Here is a 14,591-nt window from a genome sequence, read left to right as displayed (position 1 = left end):
GGCGCGATCGCCGCAGTCGGCGACCACCCGAAACCGGCGGCAAAATCCGACAGCATCGCAAATATTGTAGTTTCTCGATGGATCGATTGATGTAAGGAGGGGACTCGCATGTCAGGACGGAAATCGATACGAGGAGCCATAAGAGCATGGATGGGCACGACAATCCGAAACCATCGCCGGTAACCGGAGATCTCGACGAACAGGCTCTCTTCTTCCACCGCTATCCCCGCCCCGGCAAACTGGAAATCCAGGCCACCAAGCCGCTCGGCAACCAGCGCGATCTGGCGCTTGCCTATTCCCCGGGTGTGGCCGCCCCTTGCCTTGCGATCCGCGACAATCCGGAAATGGCCGCGGAATTCACCGCGCGTGCCAATCTGGTCGCCGTGGTCTCCAATGGCACTGCCGTGCTCGGCCTCGGCAATATCGGCCCGCTCGCTTCCAAGCCGGTGATGGAAGGCAAGGCCGTCCTCTTCAAGAAATTCGCCGGCATCGACGTGTTCGATATCGAAATCGACGCGCCGGGCATCGAAGCCATGGTCTCGACGATCTCGGCACTGGAGCCGACCTTCGGCGGCATCAACCTCGAAGACATCAAGTCTCCGGAATGTTTCGAAGTCGAGCGTCGTCTTCGCGAAAAGATGAACATCCCGGTCTTCCATGACGATCAGCACGGAACGGCGATCATTGTCGCCGCCGCGATCCTCAACGGCCTGGAGCTTGCCGGCAAGACGATCGATAACGTCAAGATCGTCACGTCGGGCGCCGGTGCAGCGGCGCTTGCCTGCCTGCATCTTCTCGTGTCGCTTGGCGCGAAGAAGGAAAACATCTGGGTCCACGATATCGAAGGACTGGTCTATGAGGGCCGCGTCGAGCTGATGGACGAGTGGAAGGCGATCTATGCCCAGAAGAGCGACAACCGCGTTCTGGCCGACAATATCGCCGGCGCAGACGTCTTCCTCGGCCTGTCGGCCGCAGGCGTGTTGAAGCCCGAACTTCTGGTGCAGATGGCCGAAAAGCCGCTGATCATGGCGCTCGCCAACCCGACGCCGGAAATCATGCCGGAACTCGCCCGCGCCGAGCGTCCCGACGCGATGATCTGCACCGGCCGCTCGGACTTCGCCAACCAGGTCAACAACGTCCTCTGCTTCCCCTACATCTTCCGTGGTGCACTCGATTGCGGCGCCCGCACGATCAACGAAGAAATGAAGATGGCGGCGGTCAAGGCGATCGCAGCACTTGCCCGCGAGGAAGTCTCTGACGTCGCCGCGAAAGCCTATTCCGGCGAAACGCCGATCTTCGGCCCCGACTACCTGATCCCGTCGCCATTTGATCCGCGGCTGATCCTGCGCATCGCGCCGGCCGTCGCAAGGGCCGCGGCCGAAAGCGGCGTCGCCGCTCGTCCGATCCAGGATTTCGAGGCCTATCTCGACCAGCTTAGCCGATTCGTCTGGCGCTCCGGCTTCGTGATGAAGCCAATCTTCACGGCGGCCAAGACTGCCGAAAGAAACCGTGTCATCTTCGCCGAAGGCGAGGACGAACGCGTTCTGAGGGCCGCACAGATCTTGCTCGAAGAGCAGATCGCAAGGCCCATCCTGATCGGCCGTCCCTCGGTCATCGAAGCCCGTCTTCAGCGTTTCGGCATCCGCATCCGCCCGAATGTCGATTTCGCCGTCGTCAACCCGGAAGACGATCCGCGTTACCGCGGCTATGTCGACGACTATTTTGCGCTTGTCGGCCGCCAGGGCGTCAATCCGGAAGCAGCGCGAACCATCGTGCGCACCAGCAACACGGTCATCGGCGCGCTATCGGTCCAGCGCGGCGAGGCCGATGCACTGATCTGTGGCATCGAAGGCCGCTACGACCGGCATCTGCGCGACGTCAACCAGATCATCGGCAAACGCGAAGGCACGAAGACGCTCGCCGGCCTCAGCCTGCTGATTTCGCAGCGCGGTGCGATCTTCTTCACAGACACGTTCGTCAACTACAATCCGACCGCCGAAGAGATTGCCGAGATCACCATTCTCTCGGCCCAGGAAGTGCGCCGCTTCGGCATCAAACCGAAGGCAGCCCTCATCTGCCACTCCAACTTCGGCTCGCGCAATTCCGAAAGTGCCGCGAAGATGCGCGACGCACTCGCCATCATTCGCGAACGGGCGCCGGATCTGGAAGTCGACGGTGAAATGCAGGGTGGCTCGGCGCTTTCCGAGGAACTGCGCAAGCGCGCCATGCCGAGCACCACATTGTCCGGTGAAGCCAATCTGCTGGTCTTCCCGAACCTCGATGCGGCCAGCATCTCGCTTGGCCTGGTGCGCACCATGATGGACGCGCTGCATGTCGGCCCGATCCTGCTTGGCACGGCAAAACCCGCCCATGTTCTCGGCCAGTCCGTCACATCCCGCGGCGTCGTCAATATGGCGGCTCTGGCCGTCGTCGAAGCCTCGCAGCCAGAGTCGCTGTTCGGCTAGGTCTCACAGAACCCGGGGCGGTTTAGGATATCTTCATCCGCCCCGGCCTATGTTTGATGGGTTTCAACGAATTGCCGGAAAAGCGATGCGATTTCGCGGCCTGATCTTCATTCCGCTCGTCTTCGTCCCCGCCTCCGTCCTGGCGCGGGATGCGCAGCTTTGCGCAGATCTGTACCGCAAGCTTCACAGCACACCCGTTGTGATCGGCAATACCGCTGAGATGCGCCGATATGCGCAGGACCTCAGCCAGGCAAACTCCGACATCCGCAAACTTCGCGTCGACATGCGCCGCGCCGGATGCGGTGGCGGCAGCATTGTTTCCTTTGGCGCGGCCAAGGCCGACCAGTGCGAACCCCTTCTCGAGCAGTTGCAAGCCCTGGAGGAAAACCGCGAAGTGCTTGTTGACGAGCGCAACAAAGCCCGCAACCTGTCCGTCACCGGGGAAGAGCGCGGCGCAACCATCGTTGCCATCCGTCAGAATGCCTGCATTCCGTCCGATTTCCAGGATGTCGCGAAGGAGGAGGAAAAGGAACGGATCCGGGTAAAGGGGATCGCGCTACCGAAGGATGAGGAGGCCTATTCCGGCAGCATCACCGACCTGCGGACCCGCAAGCCTGCCACCGTCCAGAAGGTTGCGATCGATCCCACGCCGCCGGTACCGGAGCGGAATTACGAAACCTCCGCAAAGGTCCGCACGGTGGGTCCGATTTTTCTCCCTGAAGCCAGTATTGATCTGCGCCACCCCCGCGAAAATGGTCCGCAGCAACAGCAGTAGTCAGTCACCCTGCCAGCGCTCGGAAAACACCAGGTCTTCCAGTGCAAGGCGCTGGCGCCAGCCGCGCACGGCCAGTTCCGGCTCGCTGTAGAGCTGGTCCACATGGCCGAGACAGAGCCAAGCGACGATCGCCACGCGCTCTGGGATACCCAGCAGCCTGCGCACGTCCTCATCGCGGAAAATGCTGACCCAGCCGACACCGACGCCTTCGGCGCGCGCGGCAAGCCACAGGTTCTGCACGGCGCAGACGGTGGAGTAGACATCCATGCGTGGATTGTGGGTGCGACCGAGTACGACCGGTCCCGCCCTGTCCGGATCACAGGTAACGCAGATCGACAGTGGCGCCTTGCGAATGCCTTCAAGCTTGAGGCTGCGATAAAGCTCGCGCTCGCCGCCGGAAAACATCTCCGCCGCCTCGTCATTGGCCTTGGAAAAGGCCTCCCAGGCCGCCTGCCGCATCGCCTGGTCACGGACGAGGATGAAATTCCACGGCTGCATGAAACCGACTGACGGTGCGGCATGCGCGGCCGCCAGAAGACGGGATACAAGCTCGTCGCTCAAGGGATCGCCAAGAAACTGGTCGCGAACGTCGCGTCGCGTTTCGATCACCCGGTAGATCGCTGCCCGCTCCGCCGCGGAAAAGGCGCCTGCCGGAGCAAGGCCCGCTTGCGTATCGTCGGACGGGTCTGGAATTGGCGGCATCGTCTATCCCCAACAATGCTTGCGACGGCTGAAGCAAAACTGCCGAGGCTATGCCCGACCATACCAGATATCGCAAGCCCATCACGAAACAGGAAAATACCTGACATAGGCGAATTCGTCACCGTCCGGTGACCAGTTTGGCGAATTCATCGTGCCCTGCCCGCCGAACAGTTCGAACAGCGTTTCGACATTGCGGCCATCCATATCCATCAGCCGAACCCGGACATCGAGATCGCGCGGATGATCGAACACGTCGCCGTCATAGGATACGAAAACGATCTTGTCTCCCTTCGGTGACGGATGCGGAAACCAGTCGCCATAGGGGCTGTCGGTGATGCGCTCCGCCGAGCCGCCCAAAGCCGGCACGCGCCAGATCTGCATGGTGCCCGTGCGGCTCGAATTGAAATAGATCCAGTTCCCGTCCGGGGAGTAGTCAGGCCCGTCGTTGCGGCCTTCGCCATGGGTGAGCCGCATCTCCTCGCCGCCTTCGACCGCAATCGTATAGATATCGAAAACGTCGTCGCGGATGCCGCAATAGGCGAAGCGCTGTCCGTCCGGAGACCAGCCGTGCCAGTAGGAGGGAAGGTTCCGTGTTACCAACCTTGGCTTGCCCCCGGTCGCGGCAAGCACATAGATCGCGGACTTGCCGAATTCGACCTTATCGGAAATCGCAACCAGCGTGCCGTCGGGCGAGATGCCATGGTCGTTGTTGCAGGCAACCGCGAACTCGGTGTCAACGATCATCGGAGGCGTGTCGCCGGCCACGGGCAGCCGATAGATCAGCCCGTCGCTGTTGAGCATGAGGAAACGTCCGTCCGGCGCCCAGTTCGGCGCTTCGAAAAGCGCGCTCGTTTGCCAGACAATCCGGCTCTGTCGCGTCCGGATATTATAAATTTCGACCGAACTGCGCATTGCATTCTCTCCCGGCGATTTGCTGCCAGCGTGAGGTTACGACGCCTGAACACAAGGTGGCAAGTCACGCGAGATTAGCCTTCGGAACTCTAAAAACACATCATTAAAAACTGACGGACGCGATTCATGGATTCTTTATAACCGCATAACATTATATTCGAATATACTCATACAATGGGAGTTGGTGATGAGAATCCGATCCTTGCTGCGATGCCGTTCGGGCAGTTCCGCCGTCGAATTCGCAATCATCGCGCCGGTCCTGCTTCTGATGCTCTTCAGCCTGATCGGCTATGGCGTCTACCTCGCTGCGGCCCACGCCGTGCAGCAGATTGCCGCGGATGCGGCACGCACGGCTGTTGCCGGCCTCGATGCCAGCGAACGCCAGAAGCTGGTGCAGGAGTATCTCACCAAGTCGACGATGGACTATGCGCTTCTCGACAAGAAGAACTTCACGACGAAGGTGCAAAGCGACCCGAGCAACCCCAACCAGTTCACCGTTTCGATCGAATACGACGCAAGTACCCTGCCGATCTTCAGTCTCTACAGCTACGCCATGCCGGACAAGCACATAAGGCGCTATTCGACCATGCGGATCGGAGGCATTTGAGATGCTTTTCCGCCTGAAGCGTCGTCAGACTATCGCCGGTGACCGAGCCGGCAACATTGCCATTACTGCTGCACTTGCCATGCCGCTTGCCATCGGAGCGCTGGCACTCGGCGTCGACTATGGCAGCCTGACGCTCCAGCAGCGGCAGTTGCAGGCAAGCGCCGACCTTGCCGCGATTGCAGCAGCGGCCAACATTTCGACTGCAGAAAAATCCGCTTTCGACTTTTTCGCGATGAACGGTCAAAGCATTGGCGTCGTCAGCGCCGGCGGCCTGCTGACGACCAAGGGGGTTGTCCCATTCAACCCCAAGACGGCGCTCGAAGCCTATGGCAGCTATGCCGAGATCACCAGGGGCCGCTATGTACCCGATCCCGCGCAGCCTGCCGCGAACCGTTTTGTCGCCGGCGCAACACCGCCCGATGCGGTCCGCTTGACGCTCCGCAGCAAGAGCAACCTGATGTTCGGGGCAAGTCTCACCACCCCGCCGGCGCTTGCCGCATCCGGCACAGCAGCAACGGATAAGCTTGCGTCCTTCTCGATCGGCAGTCGTTTGGCAAGCGTCAACGAGGGTGTCCTCAATGCCCTGCTTGGCCAGATGCTCGGAACGACGATTTCCCTGAAGGCGATGGATTATCGGGCCCTCGCCGATGCCCAGGTCAATGCCTTGAAAACGATCGACCAGCTTGCTCTTGATCTTGGTCTCCAGTCAGGGACTTACGCGGATGTTCTCACAACTGACATCAACTATGGCAAGTTTGTCGGAGCCCTCGGCAAGACGACCGGACTTACCCCCTCGGTCTCGACGGTCCTCTCCAATCTCGAAAAGACGCTCAACAAGACGAAGGTCGTGGTCAAGCTCGAGGATACGCTGAAGCTGGGACCCGTATCTCAAAAGCTGATCGGCCAATCGAGTGGACTATCTGTCAACACCAGCGTCTTCGATCTGCTGTCGGCGGCCGCAACCGCTGCCAGCGGCGGCAAGCAGCTCTCTGTCGACCTTGGGACATCCATTCCCGGTGTCGCCTCGTCCAAGGTGACCGTTGCGATCGGGGAGCCGCCCGTCGGGTCGTCCTACCTCGCAGTCGGCGCGCCGGGCACGATCGTCCGCACCGCTCAGACACGCGTGGCGGTCGAGGTCGTGGTTGATGGGCTTCAGGCGATCCTCGGGCTCAAGGTCCGCGTCCCCCTCTACCTGGAAGTTGCCTATGCCGAAGGACGGCTTGCCGGCATCACCTGTACGGGCGCGGCCAACAGCGCCACCGTCGATGTCGACGCCGTCCCGGGCATCGCGTCGATCGCATTGGGCGACGTCGATACGACGGCATTCACGAACTTCGGCAAAGATCCGCGTGTCACGCGAGCCGACATCATCTCGACCCTTCTTCTCAAGGTCTCCGCCATGGCGGACACCACGTCGACCAATCTCAAGACAGAGCGATTGACGTTCTCGCCGGCGGATATCAGCGCGAACAGGGTAAAGTCGACGTCGGTCAAGAACGTGCTTGAGTCGCTGACGACGAGCCTGCTTTCCAAGCTCGTTGTGCGGGTAGACCTTCTCGGCCTTGGGCTCGGGCTGCCGCAACCCATTATCTCTGCCGTCGGCGCCACGCTCGGTGCGGCCATGACCCCGGTCGACACCGTCCTCTACAACGTCCTGCTGACCCTCGGCGTGCGCGTTGGTGAAGCGGATGTCCAGGTCGGTGGCGCGTCCTGCCGCAACCCCGTTCTCGTCCAGTAGGCGGCCCTTGCAACGCAAAAGGCCGGCGTTTTCACGCCGGCCTTTTGCGTTGTGTCGAACCGGGGTTCAGCCGTTGACGACCATTCGCTTCTCGTCGCGACCGCTCTTCATGCGCTCGGCCAGGAGGAACGCCAGTTCCAGCGCCTGGTCGGCATTGAGGCGCGGATCGCAGTGCGTGTGGTAGCGGTCCTGCAGGTCGCCGGCCGACACCGCACGGGCGCCTCCGGTGCATTCGGTCACATCCTTGCCGGTCATCTCGATATGGATGCCGCCCGGATGGGTCCCTTCCGACCGGTGGATCTGGAAGAAGCTTTCCACTTCCGACAGGATCCGCTCGAAAGGACGGGTCTTGTAGTTGTTGAGCGTGATCGTGTTGCCATGCATCGGATCGCAGGACCAGACGACCTTGCGACCTTCGCGCTCGACGGCACGGATCAGCTTCGGCAGGCCATCGGCAACCTTGTCGTGGCCGAAGCGCGCAATCAGCGTCAACCGACCCGGCTCGTTGGCCGGGTTCAGCGCGTCGATCAGCTGGATCAGATTGTCCGGCTGCAGCGACGGACCGCATTTAAGGCCGATCGGGTTCTTGATGCCGCGGAAGTATTCCACATGCGCGTGGTCGAGCTGGCGTGTGCGGTCGCCGATCCACAGCATGTGGCCCGACGTTGCGTACCAGTCGCCGGATGTCGAATCGACGCGCGTGAAAGCTTCCTCATAGCCGAGAAGCAGGGCTTCATGGCTGGTGAAGAAATCCGTCTCGCGCAGGCTCGGCTGGTTGTCGGCCGTGATACCGATCGCCCGCATGAACTCCATTGTTTCGCTGATCCGGCCAGCCAGCATGCGATAGCGCTCGCCCTGCGGACTGTCCTTGACGAAGCCCAGCATCCACTTGTGGACGTTTTCGAGGTTGGCATAGCCACCCATCGCGAACGCACGCAGAAGGTTCAGCGTTGCCGCCGACTGGCGATAGGCATCCAGCTGGCGCTCCGGGTTCGGAATGCGTGAGGCCTCGGTAAAATCGATGCCGTTGATGATATCGCCGCGGTAGGACGGCAGCTCGATATCGCCCTGCTTCTCGATATTGGACGAGCGCGGCTTTGCGAACTGACCGGCGATGCGGCCAACCTTCACGACAGGAAGCTGCGCACCGTAGGTGAGCACGACGGCCATCTGCAGGAACGAGCGGAAGAAGTCGCGGATGTTGTCGGCGCCATGCTCGGCAAAGCTTTCGGCGCAGTCGCCGCCCTGCAGAAGGAACGCGTCACCTTCCGCCACCTTGGCAAGCTGGGATTTCAGGCGGCGAGCCTCACCCGCAAACACGAGCGGCGGGAATGTGGAAAGCTGCGCCTCGGTTGCTTCCAATGCAGCCATGTTCGGATAGTCCGGAACCTGCTGGATCGGCTTGTTCCGCCACGTGCTCGGGGTCCAGTTCTGCGCCATGATACTCACCTGTTTCCACCCCGGCTCCCCCGCCGGGCAAAGCTTCAAATTTTGCGGGGCTTATAGACCGAACGGCCTCGTTTGCATAGCGGGTAGATAAGCGCCCGGCCGGGCTTCCACCAGTGCAACAAACGACGTCGAACCATCTCACATTGCTAAATTATATTCGTCCCGGTCCAAGCAGACCTCAGACCCGCTCGCCATTCCTGATGCGGTAGCTCGGCGTGTACATGGTCACCAGTTCCTCCGAAGCCGTCGGATGCACCGCCATCGTGCGGTCGAAATCGTCCTTCGTCACCCCGGCCTTGAGGCAGATGCCGATCAGCTGCGCCATTTCTCCGGCTTCGTGACCAAGGATGTGGGATCCGATCACCTTGCGGCTCTCGGCATCGACGATCAGCTTCATGATCGTCTTTTCCTGCCGGCCGGAGAGCGTTGCCTTCATCGGCCGGAATTCCGCGCGGTAGACTTCGAGCTCGGCATAGCGCTTGGCCGCTTCCTCTTCCGAAAGACCGACCGTGCCGATTTCCGGCTGCGAGAACACCGCCGTCGCAATCAGCTCGTGATCCGGCTTGGTCGGATTGTTCCTGAACGCGGTCTCGATAAAGCACATCGCCTCATGGATCGCGACCGGCGTCAGCTGTACCCGGTTGGTGACATCGCCGAGCGCATAGATGTTTTCGATATTGGTGCGCGAATACTCGTCGACGACGATGGCACCGAGATCATCCACCTCGACACCGGCAGCCTCAAGCCCCAATCCATCGGTGTTCGGATCACGACCGAGCGCCAGCATCACCGTATCAACGGCAAGCGTTTCGCCGCCCATGGTCGACGCGATGAGATGACCGGCCGGAGATTTCGTCACTTCGGCGATCACGTCCGTCAGGATGACCCGCATCCCCTTGTCTTCCATCGCCTTGCGGAGTCCGTGGCGCATGTCCTGGTCGAACCGCGACAGGATCTCCTGGCCGCGATATATCAGCGTCACCTCGACGCCGAGGCCATGAAAGATGTTGGCGAATTCCACCGCGATATAACCGCCGCCGGCGATCAGGATCGATTTCGGCAGTTCCGGCAGATCGAAAGCCTCGTTGGACGAGATGCAGAGCTCGTAGCCGGGAAGGGCCACATGCGGGTTGGGTGTGCCGCCCGTGGCAATCACGATCTTGTCCGCCGTCACGGTTCTTCCGGATTTCACCAGGCGCACCGTATGGGCATCGACAAGCTCGGCCCGATCTTCGATCGCCTCGGCGCCGCTATTGGAGAGGTTGCGCTTGTAGATCGCCTCGAGCCTCGCGATTTCGGCATCCTTGGCCGCGATCAGCTTCTTCCAGTCGAAGCTGGTTTCGCCGACCGTCCAGCCGAAGCCGACAGCATCTTCGAAATGCTCCGAGAACTGCGACGCGTAGACAAGCAGCTTCTTCGGCACGCAGCCGCGGATGACGCAGGTGCCGCCGAACCGATATTCCTCGGCCACGGCGACCGTCTTGCCGAGCGACGCGGCAACGCGCCCTGCCCTGACGCCACCGGAGCCTGCACCGATCACGAACAGGTCATAGTCATAGGCGGTCATGGCAGGCTCCTGAAGAAAGAACATGGGTGGGATGCTTGGGGCATAGATAGGTGCCAGCCACATATAATGCTGCAGCCGCCATAAACAAAAGCCCGGATTTCTCCGGGCTTTTCAGAAGTCTTGTGGATCAGTCGATCAGGGCTTGGCAGCAGGCGTCGGAGCCGGCTTGGCGCCAGCCGCCGCAGGTGCCGGCGTATCGACGACAGGTGCCTTGATCGGGTTGGCATCGATAACGCCGCGCAGCTTGGCGGTCGCCTGGGTGTTCAGGTCGCGCGAAATGCCGTTGGCCCAGATTTCAGCCGCACGTCCGAGTTCGCGGGCAACCAGCGGCTGGTTGTTCAAAAGCTTCTTGCCGGCTTCGGTCGTGAAGAAGGTCGAGATCGTCTTCAGCTCATCCACGGAAAAGCTTTTGGCGTAGATCGTCGCGGCTTCCTTTTCGAGATCCGCACGACGCGGAGCAAGCGCCAGCGCCTCTTCGTCGACGATGGCGTTGATCTGTTCCTGGAAGTTCGGCGAAGACTGGATAAACTGACCCTTCAACGCTTCGGCCATGTTGGGCAGAATGTTGTCGAACCGATCGGTGACGTTGAGCGAAGCGATAGCATCGCGCGCAGCCGCCATATGGGCCTCAGGAATTTCCTGGGCCTGAGCAGAAACGGAAACGGCGCCGGACATCACAATTGCGAGGGCGGCGGCACGGCCAAGAACCGCGAATTTGATCATGGGTTGATTGCTCCTAAGGTTATTTCGCCTTCAACGTCCGCGCACCAGCCTCGCCGGCGATGATCGCAAAGGACGCGATGTGAATGAACAGCCCGTGCTCGACGACGCCGGGAATGAGATGAAGTTGAGCTGACAAGGCCTCTGCATCAGGAATGCGGCCAAAAGATGCGTCAAGAATATAGTGCCCGCCGTCGGTGCGAAACACATCTTCGCCACCGCGGCGCAGCTTCAGTTCGCCGGAAAGACCAAGCCTGGAGGCCGCCTTTTCGATGGCAATGCGTGTCGAGGCCATCCCGAACGGATTGATCTCGATCGGCAGCGGAAACGCGCCGAGGGTTTCCACGACCTTGCTTTCGTCGGCAATCACGATCACCTGAGCAGACGCCGCCGCAACGATCTTTTCACGCAGCAAAGCCCCGCCGCCGCCCTTGATCAGGATCAGGTTCCCGTCCACCTCGTCGGTACCGTCAATCGTCAGATCGAGCTCCGGCAGTTCGTCGAGCGATTTGAGGGGAACGCCGAGTTCGACGCAAAGGCGGGCGGTCCGCTCCGAGGTCGGCACGCCGAGAACCTTCAAGCCGCCATGCACCTTTTCGGCCAGGAGACGAACGAACTCTTCGGCAGTCGAGCCTGTGCCGATGCCAAGACGCATTCCGTCTTCGACATATCCCAGCGCAGCCTCAGCCGCCTTGACCTTCATTTCTCGGGCGTCCATCCGCCAAAAGCTCCAGAATGTTCCTGCGGTCGCTGTTTACACGGCTCTTTTGACAAACGAAAGAGCCTAACGTCTTGCACACAGGCTTGCTGAGGTTTTGCGGCGTCGCCGGATCCGTGTTAGTCGCTGCCTTGCTTTTTTCTGTGTTGATATTCCAGCCGGCATTCATCGAAACCAAGAGGCACCCGTGAAAACTCCCCTCGTCATCTTCGATCTGGATGGTACCCTCGTTGATACCGCGCCCGATCTCATCGATAGCCTCAATCACACGATTGCCGCGGCCGATCTGCAGCCTGTCGCCTATGAGGACATCACCCATCTCGTCGGCCAGGGCGTGCGGATGATGATCGCCCGCGCCTTCCACCTGCGCAACACGCCGCTCGACGATGACCTGGCGGGGCGGCTTTTTGATCGCTTCATGGCGCATTATAAGGCGAATATGCCGGGCAAGAGCAAGGTCTATCCGGGTGTCATCGACTGTCTTGATCGCCTCGCATGTGCGGGCGTCCGGCTTGCCGTCTGCACCAACAAGCTGGAAGAACTGGCGCTGCCGCTGATGCAGGGCCTTGGCCTTGCCTCGCGTTTCGACGTCATCACCGGCGGAGACACGTTTGCGGTCCGCAAACCCGATGCCGGGCATATTCTCGGCACGATCGAGAAGGCAGGCGCCGACCCGGCATGCAGCATCATGATCGGCGACAGCATCAACGACATCCTCGCCGCGCAAAATGCAAGGATTGGCTCGATCGCCGTCAGCTTCGGCTATTCAGACGTCCCCGTCGTGGACCTCAACGCCGACATCGTCATTGATCACTTCGACGACCTGACCGTCCAGGTCATCCGGCAGATGATCTGAGGTCAACACGAACGAAAACGGCGGCTCGAAGGCCGCCGTTTCCAATTGGACGTCAAGATTTTCAGCTTTAAGCCGAACGTGCCTTCGTGGTTGCCTCGAATGCCTTTCTCACGGCCGCGTCGCGATCGTAGACGTCGTCGAAATACTCGACCTTTCCGTCCTTGTTCGGCCATGCGGTAAAGTAGGAAACGTAGACCGGGATCTTTGCGGTGACCTTGGCCGCAACGTTTTCACCACCGGCGATCCGAGCATCGACCTCCTGCTCCGAAATGCCGAGGACGGCCGCAGCCATCTTGCGCGGCTCTGCAAGTCTCACGCAGCCATGGCTGAGCGCACGCATGTCACGCTGGAAGAAGCTCTTCGAAGGCGTGTCATGCATGTAGATCGCATGGGCGTTCGGAAACAGGATCTTCAGGTCGCCGAGAGCATTGTCGCTCGACGGAGGCTGACGGACCGAGACGTTCTGGGTCGAAGTGTACCAGTTGACGCTGCGCGACGGCACCGCCTTGCCATTGACCGCGACTTCATAGCCGAGACGATCGAGATAGGACGGGTCCGCGCGAAGCTTCGGCAGCATCTCGTTGACGATGATCGACTGCGGCACGCCCCAGTATGGGTTGAACTCGACAGTCTCGATCTCGTCTTGGAAGAAGAACGTCTGATGCGCCTTCGATCCCACAACTGTGCGCATCGAGAACTGCTCGGCGCCGTTCTCGTTGTAGTAAACGCGGAATGCAGGCTGGTTGATGAACACGTAGCGCTGACCGAGATCGCTCGGCAGCCAGCGCGCCTGTTCCATGGCGACCACAAGCTTTTTGATCTTGTCCTGCGACGTATGGCCGACCATCTTGCGAACGGTCGCCGCACCGATGACGCCATCGGCCTTCAGGCCTGCTTCGCTCTGGAAACTTTTGACCAGATCGACCAGCTCGGGCGTGTATTCCGGCGTCTGCTGGTAGCTCGCAAGCGTCGCTTCGTGCTTGGTCTTCAGCGCATCGGACCCCGAATGCTGGATCGCCGCAACAACAGCTGACAGATCAGGGCTGCTGTTGCCCGGCTTCAGGAGCAGATTGTCCGGAAGCTTCACGGCGGTCGCTTCACTCGCAGCTTCAGCACGCAGCCTGACAAGCTCGGCTTTCAAAGCCGTGAAATGCCGATCCTGCGGAGCAAGGCCTGCAAGATAGGCGCCGGGTTCATGACCTGTCGCCAGGAACGCCATGACGCCATTCAGATCGACGGTCTTCAGCTTGAAGTCGTGGAATCCGGAGATCTTGTTCGGATCGATGCGCCCGCGCGTCATATCCTGCGCAAACGTCAATGCCTTGGCAGACAGAGCAAGCTCGAACTGCATCAGATCGCGGTCGTGACCCTCGGCCGGACCGGCGGCAGGTGATGCTACGGCAGGCGTCTCAGCCAAGGTGGTAGCTGTGTCCGGCGTGGCAGCGACGGGTGTGGCGGTTGCAGCTTCCGGCGCCGCTGCGGGGTCGACAGTGGCCTCGGCTTCAGCCGACGCGACCGGCGCGACGCTGGCGGTCGTCAGGTTCGGAACCTTCAACGCGTAGTCGGCGGGATCCAGACCGAAGTCGGCGGCCTTTTCCAGCACGCTGATCAGCGCCCGCGCATGGTCGTTGGCATCGCCGCCGGAGACCCAGAGCGGAGCTGCGTTCTTGCTGTAATAGGCTTCGAGTGCGGACGCGATCGCAGACGGGGCCGAAACCTTTGCCTGCGCGATCAGGCGGGTCGCATCGGTCGCTGAAGCCGCGGCAAAGCCTGCGGTCTGCACAGCCCGGCTGGCATCGGCTTTATACGTATAGTAGCGGGGTCCGGACACCTTCGGCAGCGGCTCGGGATCGGCCAGCGCCTTTTCGGTAGGAGCAACAGTCGTCACACCCGGAACGCCGTTGTCGGCGGCGCGGCTCTTGCCAGGGCCGCCTTTCAGGAAATCCATCAGGGTCAGGGCGTTGGCGGGGCCGGCCAGGACGGCAAAGGCCGAAATTCCGGAAACCAAAGCCAGAGCGAGCGAAGTCTTTTTGGTATCTTGCGGCAATTTTGTCCCCGTCATTTCCACCCGCTTGCAAATCT

Annotated in this window: 12 protein-coding genes and 1 pseudogene; 6 read left to right on the top strand and 7 right to left on the bottom strand. The window is 60.9% G+C overall.

Annotated features, from left to right (window positions below; translation table 11 throughout):
* The first annotated feature begins 146 nt into the window (after positions 1–146).
* Positions 147–2,465, top strand: a complete 2,319-nt coding sequence (locus G6K99_RS11465; RefSeq protein ID WP_062456577.1) for an NADP-dependent malic enzyme — start codon at positions 147–149, stop codon at positions 2,463–2,465.
* An 85-nt stretch (positions 2,466–2,550) separates the two neighbouring features.
* Positions 2,551–3,240 carry a hypothetical protein gene (locus tag G6K99_RS11460; protein ID WP_092660813.1) on the top strand — a complete coding sequence of 230 codons (690 nt, stop codon included), beginning with the start codon at positions 2,551–2,553 and terminating at the stop codon, positions 3,238–3,240.
* Here G6K99_RS11460 and bluB read toward each other — a convergent pair whose 3' ends face one another.
* A complete protein-coding gene (bluB, locus tag G6K99_RS11455; RefSeq protein ID WP_174196594.1) occupies positions 3,241–3,942 on the bottom strand; it encodes a 5,6-dimethylbenzimidazole synthase in 702 nt (233 codons plus the stop codon).
* 81 nt (positions 3,943–4,023) lie between these two features.
* The gene (locus G6K99_RS11450) at positions 4,024–4,854 is read right to left on the bottom strand and encodes a PD40 domain-containing protein (protein WP_174196593.1); all 831 of its coding nucleotides are present in this window, start codon (positions 4,852–4,854) and stop codon (positions 4,024–4,026) included.
* 187 nt (positions 4,855–5,041) lie between these two features.
* Between G6K99_RS11450 and G6K99_RS11445 the strand changes: the two genes are divergently transcribed.
* From G6K99_RS11445 to G6K99_RS23510, 3 genes and pseudogenes are all read left to right on the top strand, one after another.
* Entirely contained in the window at positions 5,042–5,461 is a 420-nt protein-coding gene (locus G6K99_RS11445) for a TadE/TadG family type IV pilus assembly protein (protein ID WP_062456567.1), read from the top strand.
* A 1-nt stretch (position 5,462) separates the two neighbouring features.
* Positions 5,463–5,960 (top strand): annotated as a pseudogene (locus G6K99_RS23515) (pilus assembly protein TadG-related protein); the annotation flags it as partial.
* Positions 5,961–7,023: 1,063 nt separating this feature from the next.
* On the top strand, positions 7,024–7,086 hold the full coding sequence (locus G6K99_RS23510; RefSeq protein ID WP_371816185.1) for a hypothetical protein: 63 nt from the start codon (positions 7,024–7,026) through the stop codon (positions 7,084–7,086).
* Between the two features lie 179 nt (positions 7,087–7,265).
* On the opposite strand, the gene G6K99_RS11435 is transcribed toward G6K99_RS23510, so the two are convergent.
* The 4 genes from G6K99_RS11435 to rpiA all read right to left on the bottom strand — a co-directional run bounded on the left by G6K99_RS11435 (position 7,266) and on the right by rpiA (position 11,653).
* The gene (locus G6K99_RS11435) at positions 7,266–8,639 is read right to left on the bottom strand and encodes a class II 3-deoxy-7-phosphoheptulonate synthase (RefSeq protein WP_092660807.1); all 1,374 of its coding nucleotides are present in this window, start codon (positions 8,637–8,639) and stop codon (positions 7,266–7,268) included.
* 187 nt (positions 8,640–8,826) lie between these two features.
* Positions 8,827–10,215, bottom strand: a complete 1,389-nt coding sequence (gene gor, locus G6K99_RS11430) for a glutathione-disulfide reductase (RefSeq protein ID WP_092661126.1) — start codon at positions 10,213–10,215, stop codon at positions 8,827–8,829.
* 135 nt (positions 10,216–10,350) lie between these two features.
* On the bottom strand, positions 10,351–10,938 hold the full coding sequence (locus tag G6K99_RS11425; RefSeq protein WP_062580883.1) for a DUF2059 domain-containing protein: 588 nt from the start codon (positions 10,936–10,938) through the stop codon (positions 10,351–10,353).
* Between the two features lie 19 nt (positions 10,939–10,957).
* Positions 10,958–11,653 (bottom strand): ribose-5-phosphate isomerase RpiA, encoded by a 696-nt coding sequence (rpiA, locus tag G6K99_RS11420; RefSeq protein ID WP_174196592.1) that lies wholly within the window; start codon positions 11,651–11,653, stop codon positions 10,958–10,960.
* Positions 11,654–11,840: 187 nt separating this feature from the next.
* Between rpiA and G6K99_RS11415 the strand changes: the two genes are divergently transcribed.
* Positions 11,841–12,509 (top strand): HAD-IA family hydrolase, encoded by a 669-nt coding sequence (locus G6K99_RS11415; protein WP_174196591.1) that lies wholly within the window; start codon positions 11,841–11,843, stop codon positions 12,507–12,509.
* A gap of 67 nt (positions 12,510–12,576) precedes the next feature.
* Here the strand turns inward: G6K99_RS11415 and G6K99_RS11410 are convergent, their stop codons facing one another.
* The gene (locus tag G6K99_RS11410; protein ID WP_244631430.1) at positions 12,577–14,556 is read right to left on the bottom strand and encodes a murein L,D-transpeptidase; all 1,980 of its coding nucleotides are present in this window, start codon (positions 14,554–14,556) and stop codon (positions 12,577–12,579) included.
* Positions 14,557–14,591 lie beyond the last annotated feature (35 nt).

Source organism: Neorhizobium sp. AL 9.2.2, assembly GCF_013317225.1.
GTDB classification, from domain to species: domain Bacteria; phylum Pseudomonadota; class Alphaproteobacteria; order Rhizobiales; family Rhizobiaceae; genus Neorhizobium; species Neorhizobium soli.
The sequence above is the reverse complement of the archived record's forward strand: the minus strand, read 5'-3'. Positions and strand labels throughout refer to the sequence as shown.

Excerpts from the sequence above, each read along its gene's own strand:
- G6K99_RS11435 (WP_092660807.1), bottom strand. The coding sequence starts at position 8,639 with ATGGCGCAGAACTGGACCCCGAGCACGTGGCGGAACAAGCCGATCCAG.
- G6K99_RS11460 (WP_092660813.1), top strand. The coding sequence starts at position 2,551 with ATGCGATTTCGCGGCCTGATCTTCATTCCGCTCGTCTTCGTCCCCGCC.
- G6K99_RS11450 (WP_174196593.1), bottom strand. The coding sequence starts at position 4,854 with ATGCGCAGTTCGGTCGAAATTTATAATATCCGGACGCGACAGAGCCGG.
- G6K99_RS11445 (WP_062456567.1), top strand. The coding sequence starts at position 5,042 with ATGAGAATCCGATCCTTGCTGCGATGCCGTTCGGGCAGTTCCGCCGTC.
- G6K99_RS11425 (WP_062580883.1), bottom strand. The coding sequence starts at position 10,938 with ATGATCAAATTCGCGGTTCTTGGCCGTGCCGCCGCCCTCGCAATTGTG.
- gor (WP_092661126.1), bottom strand. The coding sequence starts at position 10,215 with ATGACCGCCTATGACTATGACCTGTTCGTGATCGGTGCAGGCTCCGGT.
- bluB (WP_174196594.1), bottom strand. The coding sequence starts at position 3,942 with ATGCCGCCAATTCCAGACCCGTCCGACGATACGCAAGCGGGCCTTGCT.
- G6K99_RS11465 (WP_062456577.1), top strand. The coding sequence starts at position 147 with ATGGATGGGCACGACAATCCGAAACCATCGCCGGTAACCGGAGATCTC.
- rpiA (WP_174196592.1), bottom strand. The coding sequence starts at position 11,653 with ATGGACGCCCGAGAAATGAAGGTCAAGGCGGCTGAGGCTGCGCTGGGA.